21 protein-coding genes are annotated in these 21551 nt (G+C 73.1%); 7 read left to right on the plus strand and 14 right to left on the minus strand.

From position 1 onward, the window contains the following. Positions 1-74 precede the first annotated feature (74 nt). Genes ASF78_RS03680 through ASF78_RS03735 form a run of 12 tightly spaced genes read right to left on the minus strand, consistent with a single transcriptional unit; the run spans position 75 to position 10834 of the window. A complete protein-coding gene (locus ASF78_RS03680) occupies positions 75-932 on the minus strand; it encodes a siderophore-interacting protein (RefSeq protein ID WP_056584962.1) in 858 nt (285 codons plus the stop codon). Between the two features lie 11 nt (positions 933-943). Next, the gene (locus ASF78_RS03685; RefSeq protein ID WP_056584965.1) at positions 944-1159 is read right to left on the minus strand and encodes an MbtH family protein; all 216 of its coding nucleotides are present in this window, start codon (positions 1157-1159) and stop codon (positions 944-946) included. A 26-nt stretch (positions 1160-1185) separates the two neighbouring features. Then, a complete protein-coding gene (locus tag ASF78_RS03690) occupies positions 1186-1410 on the minus strand; it encodes a phosphopantetheine-binding protein (RefSeq protein ID WP_056584967.1) in 225 nt (74 codons plus the stop codon). Next, positions 1403-2701, minus strand: a complete 1299-nt coding sequence (locus tag ASF78_RS03695) for a lysine N(6)-hydroxylase/L-ornithine N(5)-oxygenase family protein (RefSeq protein ID WP_056584968.1) — start codon at positions 2699-2701, stop codon at positions 1403-1405. The genes ASF78_RS03690 and ASF78_RS03695 overlap by 8 nt, the downstream gene beginning before the upstream one ends. After that, positions 2695-4293: a (2,3-dihydroxybenzoyl)adenylate synthase gene (locus ASF78_RS03700; protein WP_056584970.1), complete on the minus strand. Its 1599-nt coding sequence runs from the start codon at positions 4291-4293 to the stop codon at positions 2695-2697. The genes ASF78_RS03695 and ASF78_RS03700 overlap by 7 nt, the downstream gene beginning before the upstream one ends. Continuing rightward, positions 4290-5408, minus strand: a complete 1119-nt coding sequence (locus tag ASF78_RS03705; RefSeq protein ID WP_082494776.1) for an isochorismate synthase MenF — start codon at positions 5406-5408, stop codon at positions 4290-4292. Before ASF78_RS03705 ends, ASF78_RS03700 begins: the two co-directional genes overlap by 4 nt. A 40-nt stretch (positions 5409-5448) precedes the next feature. Continuing rightward, complete coding sequence (locus ASF78_RS03710; protein WP_056584974.1) at positions 5449-6171, minus strand: SDR family oxidoreductase; 723 nt, start codon at positions 6169-6171, stop codon at positions 5449-5451. Further along, positions 6168-6833, minus strand: a complete 666-nt coding sequence (locus ASF78_RS03715; protein ID WP_056584976.1) for an isochorismatase family protein — start codon at positions 6831-6833, stop codon at positions 6168-6170. Before ASF78_RS03715 ends, ASF78_RS03710 begins: the two co-directional genes overlap by 4 nt. 14 nt (positions 6834-6847) lie before the next feature. Continuing rightward, positions 6848-7855: an ABC transporter substrate-binding protein gene (locus ASF78_RS03720; RefSeq protein ID WP_056584978.1), complete on the minus strand. Its 1008-nt coding sequence runs from the start codon at positions 7853-7855 to the stop codon at positions 6848-6850. Then, entirely contained in the window at positions 7852-8751 is a 900-nt protein-coding gene (locus ASF78_RS03725; protein ID WP_082494777.1) for an ABC transporter ATP-binding protein, read from the minus strand. Before ASF78_RS03725 ends, ASF78_RS03720 begins: the two co-directional genes overlap by 4 nt. Continuing rightward, positions 8748-9785 (minus strand): iron chelate uptake ABC transporter family permease subunit, encoded by a 1038-nt coding sequence (locus tag ASF78_RS03730; protein WP_056584980.1) that lies wholly within the window; start codon positions 9783-9785, stop codon positions 8748-8750. The genes ASF78_RS03725 and ASF78_RS03730 overlap by 4 nt, the downstream gene beginning before the upstream one ends. Then, on the minus strand, positions 9782-10834 hold the full coding sequence (locus tag ASF78_RS03735; protein WP_056584982.1) for an iron ABC transporter permease: 1053 nt from the start codon (positions 10832-10834) through the stop codon (positions 9782-9784). Before ASF78_RS03735 ends, ASF78_RS03730 begins: the two co-directional genes overlap by 4 nt. 142 nt (positions 10835-10976) lie before the next feature. Here ASF78_RS03735 and ASF78_RS03740 point away from each other — a divergent pair, with 142 nt between their 5' ends. The 7 genes from ASF78_RS03740 to ASF78_RS03770 all read left to right on the plus strand — a co-directional run bounded on the left by ASF78_RS03740 (position 10977) and on the right by ASF78_RS03770 (position 18263). Continuing rightward, on the plus strand, positions 10977-11768 hold the full coding sequence (locus tag ASF78_RS03740) for an AraC family transcriptional regulator (RefSeq protein WP_056584984.1): 792 nt from the start codon (positions 10977-10979) through the stop codon (positions 11766-11768). A gap of 101 nt (positions 11769-11869) precedes the next feature. Next, the gene (locus tag ASF78_RS03745; RefSeq protein ID WP_056584986.1) at positions 11870-12922 is read left to right on the plus strand and encodes a LacI family DNA-binding transcriptional regulator; all 1053 of its coding nucleotides are present in this window, start codon (positions 11870-11872) and stop codon (positions 12920-12922) included. 205 nt (positions 12923-13127) lie between these two features. Continuing rightward, complete coding sequence (locus tag ASF78_RS03750) at positions 13128-14294, plus strand: extracellular solute-binding protein (RefSeq protein ID WP_235518373.1); 1167 nt, start codon at positions 13128-13130, stop codon at positions 14292-14294. A 58-nt stretch (positions 14295-14352) separates the two neighbouring features. Continuing rightward, on the plus strand, positions 14353-15303 hold the full coding sequence (locus ASF78_RS03755) for a carbohydrate ABC transporter permease (protein WP_056584990.1): 951 nt from the start codon (positions 14353-14355) through the stop codon (positions 15301-15303). Between the two features lie 3 nt (positions 15304-15306). After that, positions 15307-16230, plus strand: coding sequence for a carbohydrate ABC transporter permease (locus tag ASF78_RS03760; protein WP_056584992.1), 924 nt, complete (start codon positions 15307-15309; stop codon positions 16228-16230). 50 nt (positions 16231-16280) lie between these two features. After that, complete coding sequence (locus ASF78_RS03765; protein ID WP_056584994.1) at positions 16281-17249, plus strand: glycoside hydrolase family 68 protein; 969 nt, start codon at positions 16281-16283, stop codon at positions 17247-17249. A 207-nt stretch (positions 17250-17456) separates the two neighbouring features. Beyond that, entirely contained in the window at positions 17457-18263 is an 807-nt protein-coding gene (locus tag ASF78_RS03770) for a transglutaminase family protein (RefSeq protein ID WP_056584997.1), read from the plus strand. A 3-nt stretch (positions 18264-18266) separates the two neighbouring features. On the opposite strand, the gene dnaG is transcribed toward ASF78_RS03770, so the two are convergent. Next, on the minus strand, positions 18267-20201 hold the full coding sequence (dnaG, locus tag ASF78_RS03775; RefSeq protein WP_056584999.1) for a DNA primase: 1935 nt from the start codon (positions 20199-20201) through the stop codon (positions 18267-18269). 41 nt (positions 20202-20242) lie between these two features. Next, positions 20243-21550, minus strand: coding sequence for a deoxyguanosinetriphosphate triphosphohydrolase (locus ASF78_RS03780; RefSeq protein ID WP_056585000.1), 1308 nt, complete (start codon positions 21548-21550; stop codon positions 20243-20245). Between the last annotated feature and the right edge of the window lies 1 nt (position 21551).

A 21551-nucleotide genomic window follows, 5' to 3' on the forward strand; every position in this document is an offset into this window, starting at 1 on the left:
GTCCTTCGTGGTCTGCGGGCAGGGCTGCGCCCCGGGAGCGCGGTCGGCGGCGCGCCCGGGCGGGCGTGGGTGCGTCAGTGAGAGGTGGCGAGCTCCTCGACGAGGTCGGCGTCGTCCTCGTCCTCGTCGTCGTCGTCCAGGTGCTCGTGGGTGTCGGCCAGGCCGCGCTTCCAGTACCCGGTGATCGAGCTGTGCTCCTTGCCGACCGCCAGCTCTCCGCGCACCCAGCGCCGCACGGGCTTGATGGCACCGGCCTCGCCGGCGAGCCACACGTACACGTCCTCGGCGCCGGACACGTCGGTCCCCATCACGGCCAGCCCCCACGCGTCGCTCGCCCGTCCGTGCGCGTGCACCCACGTCACGACGACACCCTCGGGTGCGTCGAGCTCCTGCCGGGACGACTCGTCGTGCACCTCCACGACCACGTGCCCGCGTGCGGCCCGCGGCAGCTCGGCGACGATCCGCGCGACCGCCGGCAGCGCCGTCTCGTCGCCGGCGACGAGCCAGAAGTCGTAGTCGTCGGCCGGGACGAACCCGCCAGGCGGACCGGCCACGTGCACGCGGCCGCCGGGCTCGACGGTCTCCGCCCAGGTGGACGCCAGGCCCTCGCCGTGCACCACGAAGTCGATGTCGATCTCGTGCACGTCACGGCGGTGCGCGCGGACCGTGTACTCCCGGCTGGTCGGCATGGGTCGCGGCCACACGAGCTCGTCCGGGTCGTCGGGGTCCTGCACGGGGACGCGCAGCTCACCGGTGTCGGGGTCCGGGAAGATCAGCTTGACGTGCTCGTCGGCGATCCCGCTCTCGAAGCCCGCGGCGCCGGGTCCGCCGAGCGTGATCCGGATCATCGTCGGCGTCAGGTGCGTGCGGCGCAGGACCTCGACCTCGCGGATGCGGACCGGGTAGTCGCGGTAGGTGACGGGCGTGGGCATGGTGGCTCCGATCAGGACGAGAAGAGGGCGTCGCGCAGCGACTTCGGGCGCAGGTCGGTCCAGTGCTCCTCGACGTAGGCGAGGGCATCGGCGCGGCTGGCGTCGTCGAGCGCGACGGTCCAGCCGCTCGGCACGACCGCGAACGCGGGCCACAGCGAGTGCTGCAGCTCGTGGTTGACCAGGACGAGGAAGCGGCCGTCCTCGTCGTCGAACGGGTTGGTGCTCATGAGGTCCTCCGGATGCTGGTGGGCGGTCAGGGCAGGAGTGCGGCGATGCGCTCGAGGGTCGGCTCGGCGGCCAGGTCCATCAGGTCGACGTCCGCGCCGCGCGAGCGCAGCGTGTCCACGAGCCCGACGAGCCGGATCGAGTCGAGGCCGAAGTCGCGCAGGTCCTCGGCCGGTCCGGCGTCGGCGACGTCGTCGGGGATCACCGCGGCGACGAGATCGCGGGCGAGGGTCAGGGTGGCGGTGTCAGACATGGGTGGGCTCCGGTTGGTCGACGAGGTGCGCGGTCAGGAGCGAGTCGGCGATCTCCCCCGCGCGCACCGCGACTGTGGACAGCAGGGTCGTGGCGACCCCGTGCTGGTGCTCGCTCTGGCCGACGAGGTAGAGGCCGGCCGGACCGTCGACGCGCAGCCGCGCCCGGCAGTCCCGGTCGACCAGCACGCGGCCGGCGTCGTCCCGCACGAGCAGGTCGGCGTCCGGCCCGAGCAGCGACGCGCCGTCGAACGCGCGGTAGCCGGTGGCCAGCACGACCGCGTCCGCGTGCACCGTCGACACGTCGCCGGTGAGACCGTCGACGACGCGGACGACCACCTCGTCGGCGGACTCGACGACGCCGGTGACGCGGCTGGTGCGGTGCAGCACGAGCCGCTCGACGCCGAGCCACCGGTCGCGGTAGATCACGTCGAACACCTCGCGCACCAGGTCCGCGTTGACCACGCCGTAGTTCGTGTTGGCGTGCAGGCGGGCCAGGTGGTCGCGTGCCGCGGGGTCGGCGTCGAACACGAGGTCGACGGTCGCCGGGTCGAACACCTGGTTGACCAGCGGCCCCTGGTCGGCGGGCGCGAGCCCGAACCGCGTGCTCACCAGGTGCACGGTCGCCTCCGGGAACCGGCGGTACAGGTGCATGGCGACCTCGGCCGCGCTCTGGCCGGACCCGACGACGACGAACTCCGAACCGCCGCCGAGCGCCTCGACGCGGGGCAGGAACGCCGCCGAGTGCCAGGTCCGCGGACCGGCGACGACACCGTCGGGAAGCCGGGGCTGCAGGCCCGCGGCCATGACGACGTGGCGTGCGCGCAGGACCTCACGGTGGCCGTCGCGCTCGACGAGGACGTCGTGCCGGACCACCACGCCGTCGGCCACCACGGGGGTGACCCGGACGACGCGCGTGCCGTACCGGACCAGGTGGGAGAGCTGGTCGGCCACCCACCGCAGGTACGCGACGAACTCGACGCGCAGCGGGGTCATCGACCCGCGGTTGGTGAAGTCGACGAGCCGGTCCACGGCCTTGAGGAAGCTGACGAACGTGTACGGCGACGCGGGGTTGCGGAAGGTGGCCAGGTCCTTGAGGAACGACACCTGCATGCTCGCGTCGTCGAACAGCATCCCCTCGTGCCAGCTCAGCCGCGGGCTCTGCTCGACGAACAGCGTGCGCAGCGCGGGACCGTCACCGCGTGCGTACTCGTCGAGCGCGATGGCCAGCGCGATGTTCGCCGGCCCGAACCCGACGCCGAGCACGTCGAGGTCCACGTCGTCGGTCACCACGTCGACTCCCCCGCCGCCGCCAGCCGCGTGCGGTCGACCTTGCCCACACCCGTCCCCGGCAGGGCCACCACGAGCCGGAACACGTCCGGCACCTTGTACGTCGCCAGCCCGCGCGCGGCGAGGTGCCGGCGCAGCTCGACCGGCCGCGGCTCGGCGTGGCCACCGCGGGCGACGACGTAGGCGAGGACGCGCTCACCGAGGACCTCGTCGGGCTCCGCCACGACCGAGACGTCGTGCACGGCGGGGTGCGTGAGCAGGTGCTCCTCGACCTCCTGCGGCGCGATCTTCTCCCCGCCGCGGTTGATCTGGTCCTTGGCCCGCCCGACGACGGTCAGCGCGCCGTCGCCGCGAGCGACCACCACGTCACCGGTCCGGTAGAAGCCGTCGACGGTGAACGCCCGGGCGTCGTGCTCGGGCTCGCGGTAGTAGCCGCGGATCGTGTACGGGCCACGGACGAGCAGGTGACCGGGAGCGCCGGGCGGGACCGGACGGTCGTCGTCGTCGACCACGAGGACCTCGTCGTCCGCAGAGATCGGGCGGCCCTGCGTGGTCAGCACGGTCTGCTCGTCGTCGTCGTCGCGGGTGTAGCAGACCAACCCCTCGGCCATCCCGAACACCTGCTGCAGCCGGCAGCCGAGCTCGGGCTGCACGCGCGCGGCGACCGTCCTGGCCAGGGGTGCGCCGCCCACCTGGACGAGCTCGAGGCTGGACAGGTCGGCTGCCGGCCGGTCGGGCGAGTTCAACCAGCTCAGCAGCAGCGGCGGGACCGCGGGAACGATCGTGACGCCGTGCTCCGCCACGAGCCGGAAGGTCGCCGCCGGGCTGGCGTCCGCTGACAGCACGAGGGTGCCGCGAGCGTGCACGACCCCGAGGAACCCGGGCGAGCTCATCGGGAAGTTGTGCACGGCGGGCAGCACGGCGAGCAGCACCGAGCGGTCGGTGAGCCCGCAGATCCGCGCGCTCTCGCGGACCGAGTAGAGGTAGTCCGCGTGCGTCCGCGGGATCAGCTTGGGGCGGCCGGTGCTGCCGCCCGAGAGCTGCAGGAACGCCACGTCCGACGCGTCGGCGGCCCCCGGCGGGACGTCCCCGTCGGCCTCCGGCAGGTCCTCGGCGAGCACCACCCGCAGCCCGGGGACGAGCGCGGCCACCTCGGTGGCGAGCGCGGCGTGGTCGAACCCGGCGTGCGTCGCGCAGGTGACGATCGCGACCGCACGGGTGTGCCGGCTGAAGTGCTCGATCTCGGACCGGCGGTGCGCGGGCAGCGCCAGCACGGGCACCGCGCCGAGGCGGAAGAGCGCGAAGAGCACGACGACCAGCTCGGCCCGGTTGGGCAGCTGGACCACGACGCGGTCCCCGCGGCCGAGGCCGCGCGCTCGCAGCCCGCACGCCACCCGCGTGACCCAGTCGTCGAGCTCGGCGTACGAGAGCGTGCGCACCGCGTCCACGACGGCGGTCGCGCCCGGTGCATCGGCGACCGCGGACCGCAGCAGGTCGTCGAGCGTCTCGTCCGTCCAGTACCCGGCTGCGCGGTACCGCGCAGCGGCCGCCGGCGGGTACGGCACGACACCGGTCAGCGTCAGCGGCCGGGTCACGCGCCGACCCCCGCGAGCCGCGCGTCACGCAGTCCGGGGACCGCGGACAGCGCCGCGAGGAACGTCCGGAGCTTGACCTCGGTCTCGCGCAGCTCGCTCTCCGCGGTCGACGCCGCCACCACCCCGGCGCCCGCGTGCGCGCGCAGCGTCCGGCCCCGCACCACGCCGCACCGCAGCGCGATGACCCACTCACCGTCGCCGCGCGCGTCCATCCACCCGACCAGACCCGCGTAGAACCCGCGGTCCACGGGTTCGAGGATGCGCACCAGGTCGGCCGCCGTCGACGTCGGCACCCCGCAGACCGCGGGCGTCGGGTGCAGCGCGTAGGCGAGCTCGAGCGACGTCACGCCCGTGCGGACCCGGCCGGTGATCGTGGTGCCCAGGTGCCACAGGTGCGGGGTCGCGACGATCCCCGGGTGCTCGGGCACGTCGAGCTGGGACACGTACGGCGCGAGCGCCTCGCGCATCGCGTCGACCACGAGCCGGTGCTCCCCCAGGTCCTTGGCCGACGTCAGCAGCGCGTCGCGCGCCGCCCGGTCGGCCACGTCGTCGGCGTGCCGGGCGGTCGAGCCCGCGAGCGGCTGACTGCGCAGCAGCCCGTCGGTCACGGAGATGAGCAGCTCGGGCGACGACCCCACCAGCCGGCCCGTGCCCGGACCCAGGTCGACGTCGAAGGTGTAGCCGAGCGTCGTGCGGCGGTCGAGCTCGTCGCGCACGGCGACCACGTCGATGTCGTCGTCCGCGACCAGGTCCACGGCCCGTGCCAGCACGAGCTTGCGGAGCAGCCCGGACTCGATGCCGCGCAGGGCAGCCCGCACGGCCGACCGGTACTGCGGGTCGTCGCCGGGCCGCCACGCTGCCTCCTCGTCGTGCGGGGCACCGCCGGGGTGCGGGGCGTCCCACGCGACGTGCGCCGGGACCGAGAACCGTCCCGGCAGGTTCGCGTCGAACGGGACGGCGCCGACGACGACCGGACCACCGGTCTCCCGGACCAGCCGCAGGGCGTGCGCCGCAGCGGTGGGTCCGGCCGCGAGCTCCGTGGGCAGGGTGGCGAGGTGACCGCTCGCCTGCACGCGGTGGTGCGGGCCCAGCAGGGCAAATCCAGGGTTCGACACGTCGACTCCTTCGGTAGGGAGGGCGGGCGGGCGCGCGCGCTCAGCGCAGCGACGCCCCGCCGTCCACGTACAGCTCGTGCATGGTCAGGTGGCGGGCCTCGTCGGAGACCAGGAAGCCCACGGCGTGCGCGACGTCCTCGGGCTCGGCGACGCGACCCAGCGGGATGCCGACCTTGAACCGGGCGGGATCCCCGGCCACCGCGGCGGCCACGACCGCGTCCTGGTCGCCGAGGCCCGCGAGCATCGGCGTGCGGGTGGTGCCCGGCTGGACGACGTTGCAGCGGATGCCGTGCTGCGCGAGCTCGAGCCCGAGCGCCTTGGTCCACGACGTCGCCGCCGCCTTCGACGCGCCGTAGGCGGCCATGCCGGCGCGCGGCACCCCCGCCGCGTTCGACGCGACCGTGACGATGACCCCCCGGCCGCGCGGGACCATCGCCCGGGCGACCGCCCGGGAGACGTGCGCGACGCCGACGACGTTCACGGCGACCAGCGCCTCGAGGTCGTCCCCGTCGTCGAGGGCCGGCCCGGACCGCAGCAGACCCGCCGCGTTGACGAGCACCTCGATGGGTCCGACGCTCGCCTCCACGTCGGCCACCAGGGCGTCGACGTCCCTCTGCCGGGTCACGTCGACCACCCGCGCACCGGCACGCTGCGTCGCCACCCGGTCCACGGCGACCACCCGCAGACCGCGCTCCTCGAGCAGCCGCACGACGGCTGCTCCGATCCCCCCCGCGGCCCCGGTCACGAGGGCCACCGTCGTCATCGGGCTCCCGTGGCGCCCGCAAGGGCCCGGTCACCCGTGAGCTGACCGACCACGTCGGCCGTGGTGAGCACGCGGGCGCACCGCGTCGCCGCGTACTCCAGCGCCTGCTCGTGGTGCGTGCGGGAGAAGTCCGCGACGGCGTCGCTGACCAGGAACGGCTGGATGTCGTGCATGAACGCGTGGCTGGCCGTGAGCAGGCAGCCCAGGTGCGCGTACACCCCGACGATGACCAGTTGGTCGCGCCCCTGCTCCTGGAGCACGTCGAGCAGGGGCGTGCGGACGAACGCGTTGTACCGCCACTTGGTCAGCACGCGGTCCCCCGGGGCCGGCGCGAGGGCGTCGACCACCCGGGCGCTGTGGCTGCCCGAGAGCCCCGGACCCCAGAACTCCCCGAGCAGACCGCGCTCGGCGGGATCCTGGTCGGGCGGCTGGACGGTGTAGACGACGGGCACTCCCGCGCCGGCCGCAGCCTGCCGGAGCCGGCTGATCTGCGCGATCGCGGAGTCGACGGGTCCCCTCGGCACGAAGGCGTCCACGAAGTACGCCTGCATGTCGTGCACGAGGAGCGCCGCCCGGTCGGGGTCGACCCGCCAGTCGACCCGGCCGGCCGGGAGCTCGTCGGCCGTGGGCACGACGTACGGCTCGATGCGCGGGAGTGCCATGGTCGTTCCTCTCGTCAGGCGCCGGCGACGGCGCCGTCGAGCACGGGCAGCAGGCGCTCGAGCGCCCACGTCTGGCTCAGCGGCGTCGGGTAGGCCAGCGGGGAGGCGACGTCGTCGCCGATGACCGCGTAGTGACCGGACGCGACCGCGGGGACCTTCAGGAACAGCGCGTCGGCCTCGAGCGCGTCGCGGCCGATCAGGCCCTCGTCACCGAACGGGTAGCCGACGAGCAGGACGTCGGCGTCGAGCAGGTCGATGTTCTCCTTGCTCACCGCGCTGTCGGTCTCGTCGAACTGCGACGCCGTCTCGGGCAGCGTGAAGCCCAGGTCCGTGAAGAAGCTGACGTCGCTGCCCTCGGCCGAGATGTAGGTGATCTGGTCGGGGTGGATGACGGCGTAGGTGTAGCTCTTGCCCTCGAACTGCGGGTGGGCGGCGCGTGCGTCGGCGAACGCCTTCTCGACGTCCGCCACGACGGCGGCCCCCTCGTCGGACAGGCCCAGCGCGTCGGCCGCGACGACGGTCCGCTCGGCCCACGTCATCGCGGACAGGCCGTCCTCGCCCTGGAACGACACGATCGGCGCGATCTTGGCGAGCTGGTCGTAGTCCTCGTCGAGGGTCCAGCCGCTGGTCGCGAGGATGACGTCGGGCTCGGCCGCGGCGATCGCGGCGTAGTCGGTGCCGTCGGTCGAGTCGTAGAACTCGACCTCGCCGTCGACGTCGGCCAGCGCGTCCTGCGTCCACGGGTCCGGCGGGTAGTCGCCGAACTTCGGCGCGCTGACGGGGACGATCCCGAGGGCGAGCGCGATGTCGAGGTCCACGGCGGAGACCACCGCGACACGCTCGGGCTGCGCGGTCAGCTCGGTCGTGCCGAACGGGCTGTCCAGCGTGATCGGGTAGGCGCCGTCCGCCGCGGTCGCGGCCGGGGGCTCCGGGGTGGTCGCCGCGTCGCTGCAGGCAGCGAGGGTGACGGCGAGCGCCACTGCGCCGACCGTGGCGAGCGCGCGGAGGGGTCGGGAGGTCATGAGTCGTCCTTCGTGTCGGTGCGGGTGCTCAGACCCGCGAGGAGGGGAACCGGCTGGAGCGTCGTCGCGACGTCGGGGCGGTCGTGCTTGCGGTGCTGGTCGTTGGCGCGGGGCACGTCGTGCCGGCCGCGTGCGAGGACGAGGGGCGCGCCGGTGTCCGGGTCGGGGATCACGCGCGCGGTGACGCCGAAGACGTGCTCGACGACCTCGGCGGTGACGACCTCGCGCGGCGGTCCGCTCGCCACGACGGCACCGTCCTTGACCGCCACCACCGTCGAGGCGTACCGGGCGGCGTGGTTGAGGTCGTGCAGGACCATGACGACCGTCGTGCCCTGGTCCCGGTTGAGGTCCACCAGGAGGTCGAGCACCTCGATCTGGTGCGCGATGTCGAGGTAGCTCGTCGGCTCGTCGAGCAGCAGGAGGGAGGTCTCCTGCGCGAGAGCCATCGCGATCCACACGCGCTGCCGCTGGCCTCCGGAGAGCTCGTCGACCGGCCGTGCCGCCAGGTCCGCGACACCCGTGCGGAGCATCGCGGTGGCGACCACCTCGTCGTCGTGCGCGGTGCGCCGGGCCAGCAGCCCCTGGTGCGGGTGCCGGCCCCGCGAGACCAGCTCCGCGACGGTGATGCCCTCGGGGGCGACCGGCGACTGCGGCAGCACCCCGAGCCGCCGCGCGACCTCGCGCGTGGGCAGCCGGTGGATGTCTGCCCCGTCGAGCAGGACGACGCCGCCGCGGACGGGCAGGACCCGGCCGAGCGCGCCGAGCAGCGTGGACTTGCCGCACGCGTTGGGCCCGATGAGCGCCGTGATCTCACCCATGGGGAGGTCGAGGTCGAGCCCGTCGACGACGAGCCGGCGGTCGTAGCCGACGCTGATCCGGGACGCCTGCAGGCTCATGTCGTACTCCGTCGTCGCAGCAGCAGGAACACGAGCACCGGTGCCCCGACGAGCGCGGTGACCACACCCGTCGGGACCGGGCTGATCACGGGGGCGTTCTGCGCCACCAGGTCGGCGACCATCAGCAGGTCCGCGCCGACCAGCCCGGCGAGCAGGAGCCCGGAACCGGGCGACAGCCGCTGCGCCACGGGCCCGGCGACGAGGGCGACGAACGCGATCGCTCCGGTCACGGACGTGGCGATCGCGGCCAGCACCGCGCCGAGCAGCAGCGCACCGAGCCGCACCCGGCCCACCCGCGTGCCCAGCCCGGTGGCGACCCGGTCGCCGAGGCGCACGAGCTCGAGGCGCGGTCCGAGGACCACCAGGACGGCGGCCGCGAGGAGCACGGTGAGCACGAGTGCGCGGACGTCGGGCCAGGCGACCCCGGACAGCGACCCGACGAGCCATCGCGTGGCCCGCAGCTGGGTCGCACCGTCGGCTCGCGAGAGCAGGTAGCTGATGACCGCGGAGAAGCCGGCGGCGACGCCGATGCCGACCAGCACCAGCCGGTACGTGCCCTCCCCCGGCCGCTGCCCCAGCAGCATCACGAGGGCGGCGGCGAGCCCTGCGCCGACCAGCGCCCCGGCCTGGACGGCGACGCCTCCGGTGCCGAGCAGGACCAGCACGACGACGGCTCCCGCCCCGGCGCCCGCGGAGATGCCGATGACGTCAGGTGTCGCCAGGGGGTTGCCGACGATCCGCTGGTACAGCGAGCCGGCCACCCCGAACGCGGCACCGGCGAGGAGCGCGACGAGAACGCGCGGGACGCGGTTCTCCATGACGACGAACTGCGCGAGCGCGGTGCCCCGGCCGACGAGCGACGCGGGGATGTCGGCGAGCGGCACCTGCACGGACCCGCCGACGGCGATGCCGAGCAGCGCCGCGAGCAGCCCGACGCCGGCGACCAGGGCGCCTGTGCGCAGTCCTGCGCCGGTACGGGCGTGCCGGTCGGCGCGGAGCTGGTCCGCGACCCGGGCGACCTCGAGCGTCGTCATGCCTCCACCAGCCGTCGGGAGCGGGCCAGGACGACGAACACGGGCGTGCCGACGAGCGCGGTCATGACCCCGACCGCGATCTCACCGTCGCCGGGCACCAGGCGACCGGCCACGTCGGCGACGAGCAGCAGGAGCGCACCGACGGCCATCCCGGCGGGGACGACACGACGGAGGTCCGCACCGAGGAGCAGCCGGGCACCGTGCGCGCCGACGAGCCCGACGAACGCGACCGGCCCGACGGCGGCGGTGGCGACCGCGCACAGGAGCACCGCGACCACCGAGGCGCCGAGGCTCGCCCGCCGGACGTCGACCCCGAGGCCGGCCGCGGTCGTCTCGCCGAGCGCGAGCACGTTGAGCCGACCGCCGAGGAACAGGGCCGCGACCAGCCCGACGACGACGAACGGCCAGAGCTCGTCGAGCGTGTCGCCGCGCCCGTTCAGCTGACCGATCACCCAGAACCGGTAGTGGGCGTTGACGGCCTCGTCGCGGATGATGACCAGGTTGATGAGGGCGGCCAGCAGCGCGGAGACTGCCGCGCCGCAGATGACCAGCCCGATGGCCGGCGACGTGTGCGTGGTGAGCCGTGCGAGCACCCAGACCGCCGCCGCTGTCAGGCCGGCTCCGGCGAGGGCGAACCAGAACGTGGTCGTGACGTCTGCGACGCCGAGGAACAGCATCGAGCAGACGACCGCGCAGGCGGCACCGAGCTCGATGCCGAGGATGCCGCCGTCGACCAGCGGGTTGCGGGTGACGGCCTGCATCACGACGCCCGCGGCACCGAGGCACGCGCCGACCAGGAGTCCGAGGACGGTGCGCGGCAGCCGCTCGGAGAGCACGACGACGGAGTTGTAGTGGTCCGCCGGCAGGGTCCCGGTGAGCGCGCCCACGACGTCCGCGACGGGGACGTCCCGCGCGCCGAGGGCGAGTGACGCGAGAGTGGCGACGACGAGCCCGGCGACGAGGCCGACCGTCACGAGCACGGCGCGTGCCGCGCTGGGCGGGCGCGGTGCGGGCGGCGCCTGCGGGGGTGCGACGAGGACGGCGGACATGCGTCGCTCCCCCTTTGCTGGATCCTGGTGCTCTGCAGCCGGTGCCACCGGTACGACCGGAATGCGAACTTCCCGCCCGGCACCGAAGTGAGGTTAGGCTTACCTGCGTCTGGCTGCTCACACTCAGCGATCGAGGTCTCCCATGCAGCGCTCAGCGTCCGTCACACTCGACGCGTCGGTCTCACCTGTCGGGACGATCGATCCCGACCGGTGGCCCGAGGGCGTCGACACGTGGCCCCCGGACGCCACATGGGGGCCCTGGGGGCACGGCCGGCACGCCCACTCCTACGGGCAGCTGGTCTATGCCGCGTCGGGGACCTGCACGCTGGAGACGCCGGCCGGGTCGGTGACGGTCGACGACGCGCACGCCGTGTGGATCCCCCGGGGCGTCGAGCACAGCGCGCGCTTCGACGCGGAGTTCTGCCCGGTCGTGCTCTCGGCACCGACCCGCACGACCGGGGGCGTCCGGACGATCGTCGTCGACCCGGCTGCGCGCGCGAGCCTGCTGGCCTGCCGGCGGGACCCCCGCTCCACGCCGGACGCCCTGCGCGCCCTCGTCGGTCCGTCGGCGGGCGGCGTCGCGCCGGAGACAGCCCGCACCCCGCACGGCCCGCTCACCGCACCCATCGCAGCCGCGCTGGCCGCCGATCCCGCCCACCCGTGCACCCTGGAGACCTGGGCGCAGCGCCTGCACGTCAGCTCCGTCTCGATCCGGCGCGCGTTCCTCGCCGAGACCGGGCTGCCGTTCTCGCAGTGGCGCACCCGCGTCCGCCTGGACGCGGCCGTCACCCGCCTGCGGCTCGGCGAACCCGTCACCGCCGTCGCCCATGCCGTCGGCCTGAGCCACAACGGGCTCCTCGCCGCCTGCCGCAGGCACCTCGGCCTGCCGCCGTCGGCGCTGCACCCGGTCGACGACGAACCGCCGCGCTCCTAGGGGACTTGTCCGGCTTCTCTTGACGACCCCGCCCGGCAGGTGCATGCTCTGCAGAGTTGTTTAATCGATTTAGCATCACTCACGAGGAAGTGGGGTGTGACATGGCGCGGGTGCGGATCTCCGACGTCGCGGCGGCAGCGGGCGTCTCGACCGCCACGGTCTCGCTGGTGCTGAACGACCGGACCGCGCGGATCTCGGACGTGACCGCCGACCGCGTCCGACGCGCGGCGGCGGACGTCGGGTACACGCCCAACTCCGTGGCACGGGGTCTGCGGACCCAGCGCAGCCGCACCATCGGCCTGATCTCCGACCGGATCGCCACGACCCCCTTCGCCGGGCGGATGCTGTCGGGCGCACAGGACGTCGCCCGTGAGCACGGCTACCTCGTCTTCCTCGTGGACACCGACGCCGACGAGACCGTGGAGCGCGAGGCGATCCGCGCGCTGGCCGACCAGCAGGTCGACGCGATGATCTACGCCTGCATGTGGCACCGCGTGGTCGACGCCCCGGCGTCGCTCCCCCGCGGCACGGTGTTCCTCGACTGCCGCCCGACCGACGGCGGCTTCCCGGCGGTCGTCCCCGACGACCGCGCGGGCGGGGTCGCCGCGGCACGCGCGCTCGTCGCCGCGGGGCACCGGCGGATCGCCTACCTCGACGTGGACGAACCCCACCCGCCCGTCGCCTCCGGTCTGCGCCACGAGGGCTATCTCCAGGTGCTCTCCGAGACCGGGATCGTGCCGGACCCGGCGTGGCACGTCCGCGGCGACACCTCGTCCGCCGGCGGGCGCGAGGCCACGGACCGGCTGCTCGACCTACCGGAGGAGCGTCGGCCCACGGCGATCTTCTGCTTCAACGACCGCATGGCCGCCGGTGCGTACGTCGCGGCCCACCGGCGCGGCCTGCGGATCCCCCAGGACCTCTCGATCGTCGGGTACGACGACCAGCAGCTCGTCGCGGCGGAGCTCGACCCCCCGCTGACCACGGTCGCGCTGCCGCACTACGAGATGGGCCGGTGGGCGATGCAGGTCGCCCTCGGCATCCGGGCTCCGGACGACCCCGGCGCCCCGCACCTCATGCCCTGCCCGATCGTCGATCGGGACTCGGTGGGTCCGCCGCCGGCCACAGCTGCGAGCGACAGCCGGCGACGGACCTGACACGCAATCCCCAGCGGCCACCGTCGGTGGCCGTGGAGCGGTGACCCGACATGCCGGTCGGGCACCAGGAAAGGAACCCCCGATGAAGCGCAGGTCCCTTGTCACGATCGTAACGGTGTCCACGGCGTCAGCCCTGGCACTCTCCGCCTGCGGACAGGCAGGTCAGGGCGACAGCGGGTCCGGTGACGGACCCCAGGAGCTCACCATGTGGACGCACTCGGCGGGCAACCCGGCCGAGCTCGAGGTCTACAGCAAGATCATCGACGAGTTCAACGCGTCGCAGGACCAGTACACGGTGGTCGAGGAGTCGTTCCCCCAGGGCGCCTACAACGACGCGATCGTGGCCGCGGCCGCCGCGGGCGATCTCCCGTGCCTGCTCGACATGGACGGCCCGATCGTCCCCAACTGGGCGTGGGCGGAGTACATCCAGCCGCTCGGGCTGCCCACGAGCATCACCGACAACCTGCTCCCGACGGCCGTCGGGACGTACCAGGACGAGATCTACGCGGCCGGCTACTGGGACGCGGCGCTGTCGATCTTCGCCCGCAAGTCGGTGCTCGACGCCAACGGCATCCGCATCCCCACGATCGACGAGCCGTGGACGATCGACGAGTTCGACTCCGCGCTGACCACCCTGAAGGCGGCCGGCTACGACACGCCGCTGGACATCGGCGCCGAGGACAAGGGCGAGTGGTGGTCCTACGCCTACTCCCCCATGCTGCAGAGCGCGGGCGGGGACCTCATCGACCGCGACACCATGCGCACGGCGGACGGCGCCCTCAACGGGCCCGAGGCGGTCACGTTCTTCACGTGGTTCCAGGACGCCTTCGCCAACGGGTGGGCCAGCAACTCCGGCACCATCGGCAACCAGGAGTTCAACGACGACGTCGTCGCCATGAGCTACACGGGCGTCTGGAACGCGATGGACTCGCTCGAGGCCGTCGGCGAGGACCTGCTGATCCTCCCGCCGCCGGACTTCGGCGACGGCCCCAAGATCGGTGGCGGGTCCTGGCAGTGGGGCATCTCGTCCAGCTGCGACGCGGTCGAGGGTGCGCGTGAGTACCTGGAGTTCAGCTTCCAGGACAAGTACATCGCCGAGTTCAGCGACAAGCAGGTCGTCATCCCGGCGACCGCGGCTGCGGAGGAGCTCTCCGCCAACTTCGGTGAGGGCGACCCGCTGCGCCCCTTCGTCGAGCTCTCCCAGGCCTACGCGCTCGCCCGTCCCGCCACCCCGGCGTACCCCGTCATCTCGAGCACGTTCGAGAAGGCGGCGAAGGACATCATGAGCGGCGCCGACGTGCAGTCGACCCTCGACGGAGCGGTCCAGGAGATCGACACCAACATCACGTCCAACGACGGCTACGGCTTCTGAGCCGTCCTGACCGGCGGGGGCAGCACCGCTGCTGCCCCCGCCCGATCGGACACGCGCCATGACCTCTTCCACCACGTCCGTCGCGCCTCCGCGACCGCCGGACGCCCCTGTGCGGCGACGTCGGACCTCTGCCGGTGCCCGCGGCGAACGCCGCTCCGGGCTCGCGATGGCCGCACCGGCCGCCGTCCTGCTCGGCCTGTTCCTCATCGTCCCCGTGCTGCTGGCGTTCGGCCTGTCGTTCACCAACGCGCGGCTCATCTCCCCGAACCCGCCCCGGTTCGTCGGTCTCGACAACTTCGTGCGGGCGTTCACGCAGGACCCCGTGTTCCTGCGGTCGGTCCTCAACACGTTCCTGTTCGCGATCGTCGTCGTCCCGGTCCAGGCCGGGCTCGGCCTGCTCCTCGCGGTGCTGGTCAACCAGAAGCTCCGCGGGGTGACGTTCTTCCGGATCGTCTACTTCATCCCGGTGGTCACGTCGATCGTCGTGGTGTCGATCCTCTGGAAGTTCATGTACCAGCCGACCGGGCTGATCAACTCGTTCATCGACACGGTCACGTTCGGGGCGCTGCAGGGCGCCGACTGGCTGAACAACCCCCGCACCGCCATGCCGGCGATCATCGTCCTGTCGATCTGGCAGGCCGTCGGCTTCCACATGCTCATCTGGCTGTCGGGGCTGCAGACCATCCCCGACGAGCTCTACGAGGCCGCGCGCATGGACGGCGCGGACGCCTGGGCGCAGTTCAAGAACGTCACGTGGCCGGGCCTGCGCTCGACCATGATCTTCGTCCTGGTCACCATCACCATCGCGGCTCTCGGCCTGTTCGTGCAGATCGACATCATGACGCAGGGCGGCCCGCAGGACTCCACGACGACGATCGTCTACCACGCCGTGCGCAAGGGGTACCGGGAGCAGGAGACCGGCTACGGCGCCGCGATCTCCCTCATCTTCTTCGTCCTGGTGCTCCTGATCGCCCTCGTGCAGCGCTTCGTGACCCGAGAGAAGGACTGAGCCATGACCGCCGTCACCGTCTCCCGGCAGGGCCGGGTCGATCGCTCGGAGCACCAGCAGCGCCGCCGGCGCCGTGTCCTCTCCTACGTCGCGCTGGCCTTCTTCGCCGTCGTCTTCCTCTTCCCGCTCGTGTTCATGTTCGTGTCCAGCCTCAAGCCGGACGCGCAGATCCTGACCGACGCCCGCTCCCTGGACGCGTTCCTGCCCGTGGGTGACATCAGCATGGACAACTACCGGGACGTGTTCGACCGGGTGCCGGTCGCCCGTTTCATGCTCAACTCCGTGCTGATCACCACGCTGATCGTGGTGCTCGGGCTGGTGGTGAACAGCATGTGCGGGTTCGCACTGTCGCGGCTGGAGTGGAAGGGCCGCGGCGCGGTGCTCGCCGTCGTCATCGCGACCCTCATCGTGCCCTTCGAGACGATCGCGATCCCGATGGTCTACTGGGTGTCCAAGCTGCCGACCCTCGTCTTCGAGGGTGCGGTGCCGAAGTACGACTTCGGCTGGCTGAACACCTACCAGGTGCAGATCATCCCGTTCATCGCGAACGCGTTCTCGATCTTCCTGTTCACCCAGTACTTCTCGACGATCCCGAAGTCGCTCGACGAGGCCGCCCGGATCGACGGGGCCGGCTGGTTCACGATCTACCGCAAGATCGTCGTCCCCCTGGCCGGCCCGGCGTTCGCTACCGTCGCCATCCTCACGTTCCTGCCCGCCTGGAACTCCTACCTGTGGCCGCTCATGGTCGTGCAGGAGGAGAGCCTGCGCCCGGTCATGGTCGGGATGCAGTACTTCTTCCAGCTGAACCCCGCGTGGGGCGAGGTGATGGCCTACACGACCCTCATCACGCTGCCCGTGCTCATCGTGTTCCTCTCGTTCCAGCGGGCCTTCGTCAGCAGCGTCGCCGCCAGCGGCGTCAAGGGCTGACCCCTCGCACACCCTCGAAACCCTCGCCGGCCCCGGCGTGAAAGGCAGACATGTTCACCCTTCCCGAGTCCTGGGTGTGGGACTTCTGGCTCGCTGACGACGGCGAGCGGTACCACCTCTTCTTCCTCTACGCGTCGCGCGCGCTGCACGATCCGGACCGCCGGCACTACCGGGCCTCCATCGGGCACGCGGTGTCGTCGGACCTGCAGGACTGGACCCGCGTCACCGACGCCCTGGTCCGCAGCGACGCCCCGGCGTTCGACGACCTGGCCACCTGGACGGGCTCGGTCGTGCGGCACCCCGACGGCACCTGGTTCCTCTTCTACACGGGCTCGACGCTCACGCCCGCGGGCAACGTGCAGACGATCGGGTACGCCACCTCGGACGACCTGATGACGTGGGACAAGTCCCCGGACAACCCGGTCCTGCGCGCCGACGGCGACTGGTACGAGGTGCTGGCCGACGGGCAGTGGCACGACGAGGCGTTCCGCGACCCGTGGGTGTTCCCCGACCCGGACGGCGACGGCTGGCACATGCTCGTCACCGCCCGGGCACGCACGGGACCCGCCGACGACCGCGGTGTCGTCGGCCACGCGTGGTCCCCGGACCTGCGTACCTGGGAGCTGCGACCACCGCTGTCGGAGCCCCGGCAGGGCTTCGGTCAGCTCGAGGTCATGCAGGTCGAGGTCGTCGACGGCTCGCCCGTCCTCCTGTTCTCCTGCCTGGCGACGGACATGTCCGAGGCCGCGGTCGCCACCGGCGCGACCGGAGGCGTCTGGGCGACCCCGGCGGCGAGCCTGCTCGGTCCCTACGACGTCGCGGACGCCCACCAGGCGACCGACGACACCCTGTACAGCGGGCGGCTGATCCGTCGCAGGTCGGACGACCGGTGGGTGCTGCTCGCCTTCCACCACACCGGCCCCGACGGGGGCTTCGTCGGCGGGGTGAGCGACCCCGTGCAGGTGCACTGGGACGGCCGGCGGATGGCCGTGCCGGACCCCGCGGAGCAGCTCGGCTGACGGACCGGACGGGGACGCGGCGCGGGGGTCGCCTACTGGGCGGTAACCCCCCGCGCCGCGGTCCTCGGCGAGGGCGGCACGCAGGCCCCTGACCTGCAGGTTCATCGGGTTCTGTCCGCGGGCTGGACGGATGGCCCCGCGAGCCTCACACTTGCGCCTGCCCCCCTGATGGTCCGGCCGCCGATGGCCGGGAAAGGACCCCCGGCCGTGCTGCGCACCGTCACCTCGCACCTGTCCCTAGACGTGCGCAACCCGCTCGAGATCCTCCTCTCCGTCGCCGTCGCGGACGGGGCCTACGACCGCTCCGAGATCCTGTCGGTGCGCCACGAGGACGGCCCCCTGGACGTCACCGAGATCAAGATGGCGCACGGGGGTCGCATGCACCGCGTGCTCTCCCCCGCGGGCCGCCTGGTCGTCGACTACCAGGCCACCGTCACGGGCCAGAGCGACCTGCCGGCCATCGAGGACGTCGACCTCGTCGAGTACCGGCGGCCGAGCCGGTACGCCGAGTCAGACCGCCTCCTGGCGTTCGCCCGGGACCAGTTCCGCGGCATCGAGGGCCCCGAGCTCCTCGACGCGGTCGTCGCGTGGGTCACCGGCCACGTCACCTACCTGTCGGGCTCCAGCCTGCCCACCGACGGCGCCACGGACACCCTCCTCAAGCGCCGCGGCGTGTGCCGCGACTTCGCGCACCTCGTCGTCGCCCTGCTGCGGGCCAAGGACGTGCCCGCCCGGCTGGTGTCGGTGTACGCGCCCGGGCTCAAGCCCATGGACTTCCACGCGGTCGCGGAGGCCTACGTCGACGGTGCGTGGCACGTGGTCGACGCGACCCGGCTGGCGCCGCGCGAGTCCCTCGTCCGCATCGCGACCGGGCGGGACGCCACCGACACGGCGTTCCTGTCCTACTACGGCGGCCAGCTCTCGATCCGCGCGATGACCGTGACAGCCGCCGTGCACACCGTGCCCGCTGCGCTCCCCGTCGACGACGGCACCGGGCTCGTCGCCCTGCGCTGACGCTCAGGCGCTCTCGCGCAGGTTGCGGCGGCGGCCCTCGACCTCGACCAGCTCCGCGAACGCGGCCTGGTACGCGGCCGGGTCCGCCTCGGCGTCCATGCGCTGGAGGCGTCCGCGCAGGTCGGCGATGTGCCGGGTGAACCCGATCTCGACGAGTCGCAGGACAACACCCTTGACGTAGCCCTCGAGCGACTCGGGCCGGTCCTCGGGCAGCGGCGCGACGGCGAGCTCGGTGACCAGCGGGCGGACCGGCTCGGCGGCCTCCTCGATGACAGCGCCCACCCAGCCGGTCGAGCCACCGGACGCCTGCACCAGGGGCCGCGCGACGCTGAGCCCGCCGGCCGCCCGGATCGCCTCGTGCACGGCCCGGTAGGCGGGGGCGCCGAACGCGTCGGACGGGAGCTCGTCGAAGTCGGCGGCCACCAGGTCCGGGCGCTGGAGCACCACCTCGAGGGCGGTCCGCTCGATCTGCGCGACGGGGTCCCGGCGGTCGGGGACGGGCATGCGCTGGACGGGCACGGGAGTCGGCTCGGAGGACGGCACGGGACGTTCCTGGCGACCGGATGCCTGCGGGCGCGTGGACGCTCCCTGCACGGCCCGGCGCACGGAGTCCTGGTCGTCGATGCCGAGCCAGCCGGACAGCAGCCGGGTGTACTCGGGGCGCAGCGCGGCGTCGCGGATCCCGGCGACGATCGGCGCGGCGGCGCGCAGGGCACCGATCCGGCCCTCGGCGGTGCGCAGGTCGTAGGACGCGAGGGTCGAGCGGATGACGAACTCGTACAGCGGCGTCCGCCCGGCCACCAGCGCACGGACCGCGTCGGGCCCCTTCGCCTGCCGCAGCTCGCACGGGTCCATGCCGGACTTCTCGACCGCGACGAACGTCTGCGCGGAGAACGACTGGTCCTCCCCGAACGCCCGCAGCGCGGCCTTCTGACCGGCCGCGTCGCCGTCGAACGTGAAGATGATCTCGCCGCCGACCGACGCCCCGGACGCCAGCTGCACGCCGCCGGAGGACCCCGAGTCGCCGATGAGCCGTCGCACGATGCGCGCGTGGTCGGACCCGAACGCCGTGCCGCAGGTGGCCACGGCGGTGCCGACCCCGGACAGGTGCATGGCCATGACGTCGGTGTACCCCTCAACGACGACCACCCGCTTGTCGCGCTGCAGGTCCCGCTTCGCCAGGTCGATGCCGTAGAGCACGTGCGACTTCTTGTAGAGCGGCGTCTCGGGGGTGTTCAGGTACTTGGGCCCCTGGTCCTCGGCGAACAGGTGCCGCGCGCCGAAGCCGACGGTCTCCCCCGTCACCTCACGGATGGGCCACACCAGCCGACCGCGGAACCGGTCGTAGACGCCGCGCTGCCCCTGGCTGACCAGCCCGGACAGCGTCAGCTCGGCCTCGGTGAACCCGCGGCCGCGCAGGTGCCGCATGAGCGAGTCCCAGCCCTGCGGCGCGAACCCGACCCCGAAGTCCGCGGCGGCGGCCCGGTCGAAGCCGCGCTCGGAGAGGAACTGCCGACCCGCCGCGGCGGCGGGAGTGCTCAGCTGCTCCCGGTAGAACTCCTCGGCCACCTTGTGGGCCTCGATGAGCCGACGGCGCTTGCCGGGCTCCTCGCCCGGGCGGGGGCCGCCGCCCTCCTCGTACCGGAGCTGGAGGCCGACCCGGCCGGCCAGGTACTCGACCGCCTCGGAGAACCCCAGCCCGTCGACCTTCTGGACGAAGTCGATGACGTCGCCGCCCTCGCCGCAGCCGAAGCAGTGGTACCGGCCGACCTGGGGGCGCACGTGGAACGAGGGGGAACGCTCGTCGTGGAACGGGCACAGGCCCTTCATGGAGCCGACGCCTGCGGACCTCAGCGTGACGTGCTGGCCGACGATGTCCTCGATGTGGGCGCGCTCGCGGACCGCTTCCACGTCCTCCCGCCGGATGCGTCCTGCCACGCCAGGAGTCTAGGCGTCGCGGGCAGAAGCCAGGACCGACTTCACACCAGGACGGGCGGCCCGCCGTGCCGGGGCGGGTGAACCAGGCGGGCGTGCAGCTCGGCGGCCGAGACGTCGGTGAGCGAGGCCACCTGGTCGATCACGACGCGCAGGCGCGCGGCGTCGTTCTCGGCCTCCACCCAGTCCGCCGCGAACGGCGGTTCGAGCGCGATCGGCGCACGCTCGGACAGCACGTGCACCAGGTCGACGAGCACCTCGCGCTGCCGGTGGTAGAGCGGTTCGAGCTCGCGCGGCGCCATGACGTAGGTGACGGCGAGACCCTTGAGCACCAGGATCTCGGCGAGCGTCTCGTGCGGGACGATGAGGTCGGCCGCGTACCGGGTCAGCGGCCCCGGGCCGTACTCCTCGCGCGTGGCCAGCTGCGAGGCCTTGGCGAACCGGCCGATGAGCTGGCTGGTCGAGTCCTTGAGCGAGGCCAGCGCCGCGCGGGAGCCGTCGAACCCCGGGCGCCACAGCCGGGCGGCGACCAGCCGGTCGATCGCGTCCTGCAGCCCCTGCGCGCTGACTGCGTCGCCGTACCAGGTCTGCACGGCCTCGACCACGCGGTCGCGCTCCCCCGGGACGCCGAGCACCTCGAGGTCCAGGCGCCCGCCGACGACCGCGTCCTCGACGTCGTGCACCGAGTAGGAGATGTCGTCGGCGAGGTCCATGACCTGCGCCTCGAGGCACTTGCGTCCGCCGGGCGCCTGCTCGCGCAGCCACTCGAACACGGGCAGGTCGTCCTCGTAGACGCCGAACTTGTGCGTCGGCTTGCCGCTGGCGGCGCTGACCGGTCCCTGCAGGTGCCGCCACGGGTACTTCACCGAGGCGTCGAGGCTGGCGCGTGTGAGGTTGAGCCCGACCGCGCGGCCGTCGGGTGCGACGACCTTGGGCTCCAGCCGGGTGAGCAGCCGCAGCGTCTGCGCGTTGCCCTCGAACCCGCCGATGCCCTTGGCCAGCTCCGCGAGCGCGCGCTCGCCGTTGTGCCCGAACGGCGGGTGCCCGAGGTCGTGCGCGAGGCACGCGGTGTCGACGATGTCGGGGTCGCAGCCCAGTGCCTTGCCGATCTCCCGGCCCACCTGCGCGACCTCGAGCGTGTGCGTCAGCCGCGTGCGCACGAAGTCGTCCGACGACGGGCCGAGCACCTGCGTCTTGGCGCCGAGGCGCCGCAGCGCCGAGGAGTGCACGAGCCGCGCACGGTCCCGCTCGAACGCGGTCCGCTCGCGCGACTTCACCGGCTCGGGGACCCAGCGCGCCCGGTCGGCGTCGACGTACCCGTCGAGGTCGAGGGACTGATCGAGTTGGGTCACC

It is taken from the genome of Cellulomonas sp. Leaf334, from assembly GCF_001424195.1.
In the GTDB taxonomy this organism is placed as follows: Bacteria; Actinomycetota; Actinomycetes; order Actinomycetales; family Cellulomonadaceae; genus Cellulomonas.

What these genes read in the sequence shown, in the direction of transcription:
- ASF78_RS03680 (WP_056584962.1), bottom strand. Translation starts at nt 932, where the DNA reads ATGCCCACGCCCGTCACCTACCGCGACTACCCGGTCCGCATCCGCGAG.
- ASF78_RS03685 (WP_056584965.1), bottom strand. Translation starts at nt 1,159, where the DNA reads ATGAGCACCAACCCGTTCGACGACGAGGACGGCCGCTTCCTCGTCCTG.
- ASF78_RS03690 (WP_056584967.1), bottom strand. Translation starts at nt 1,410, where the DNA reads ATGTCTGACACCGCCACCCTGACCCTCGCCCGCGATCTCGTCGCCGCG.
- ASF78_RS03710 (WP_056584974.1), bottom strand. Translation starts at nt 6,171, where the DNA reads ATGACGACGGTGGCCCTCGTGACCGGGGCCGCGGGGGGGATCGGAGCA.
- ASF78_RS03715 (WP_056584976.1), bottom strand. Translation starts at nt 6,833, where the DNA reads ATGGCACTCCCGCGCATCGAGCCGTACGTCGTGCCCACGGCCGACGAG.
- ASF78_RS03720 (WP_056584978.1), bottom strand. Translation starts at nt 7,855, where the DNA reads ATGACCTCCCGACCCCTCCGCGCGCTCGCCACGGTCGGCGCAGTGGCG.
- ASF78_RS03725 (WP_082494777.1), bottom strand. Translation starts at nt 8,751, where the DNA reads ATGAGCCTGCAGGCGTCCCGGATCAGCGTCGGCTACGACCGCCGGCTC.
- ASF78_RS03730 (WP_056584980.1), bottom strand. Translation starts at nt 9,785, where the DNA reads ATGACGACGCTCGAGGTCGCCCGGGTCGCGGACCAGCTCCGCGCCGAC.
- ASF78_RS03735 (WP_056584982.1), bottom strand. Translation starts at nt 10,834, where the DNA reads ATGTCCGCCGTCCTCGTCGCACCCCCGCAGGCGCCGCCCGCACCGCGC.
- ASF78_RS03740 (WP_056584984.1), top strand. Translation starts at nt 10,977, where the DNA reads ATGCAGCGCTCAGCGTCCGTCACACTCGACGCGTCGGTCTCACCTGTC.
- ASF78_RS03745 (WP_056584986.1), top strand. Translation starts at nt 11,870, where the DNA reads ATGGCGCGGGTGCGGATCTCCGACGTCGCGGCGGCAGCGGGCGTCTCG.
- ASF78_RS03750 (WP_235518373.1), top strand. Translation starts at nt 13,128, where the DNA reads ATGTGGACGCACTCGGCGGGCAACCCGGCCGAGCTCGAGGTCTACAGC.
- ASF78_RS03755 (WP_056584990.1), top strand. Translation starts at nt 14,353, where the DNA reads ATGACCTCTTCCACCACGTCCGTCGCGCCTCCGCGACCGCCGGACGCC.
- ASF78_RS03760 (WP_056584992.1), top strand. Translation starts at nt 15,307, where the DNA reads ATGACCGCCGTCACCGTCTCCCGGCAGGGCCGGGTCGATCGCTCGGAG.
- ASF78_RS03765 (WP_056584994.1), top strand. Translation starts at nt 16,281, where the DNA reads ATGTTCACCCTTCCCGAGTCCTGGGTGTGGGACTTCTGGCTCGCTGAC.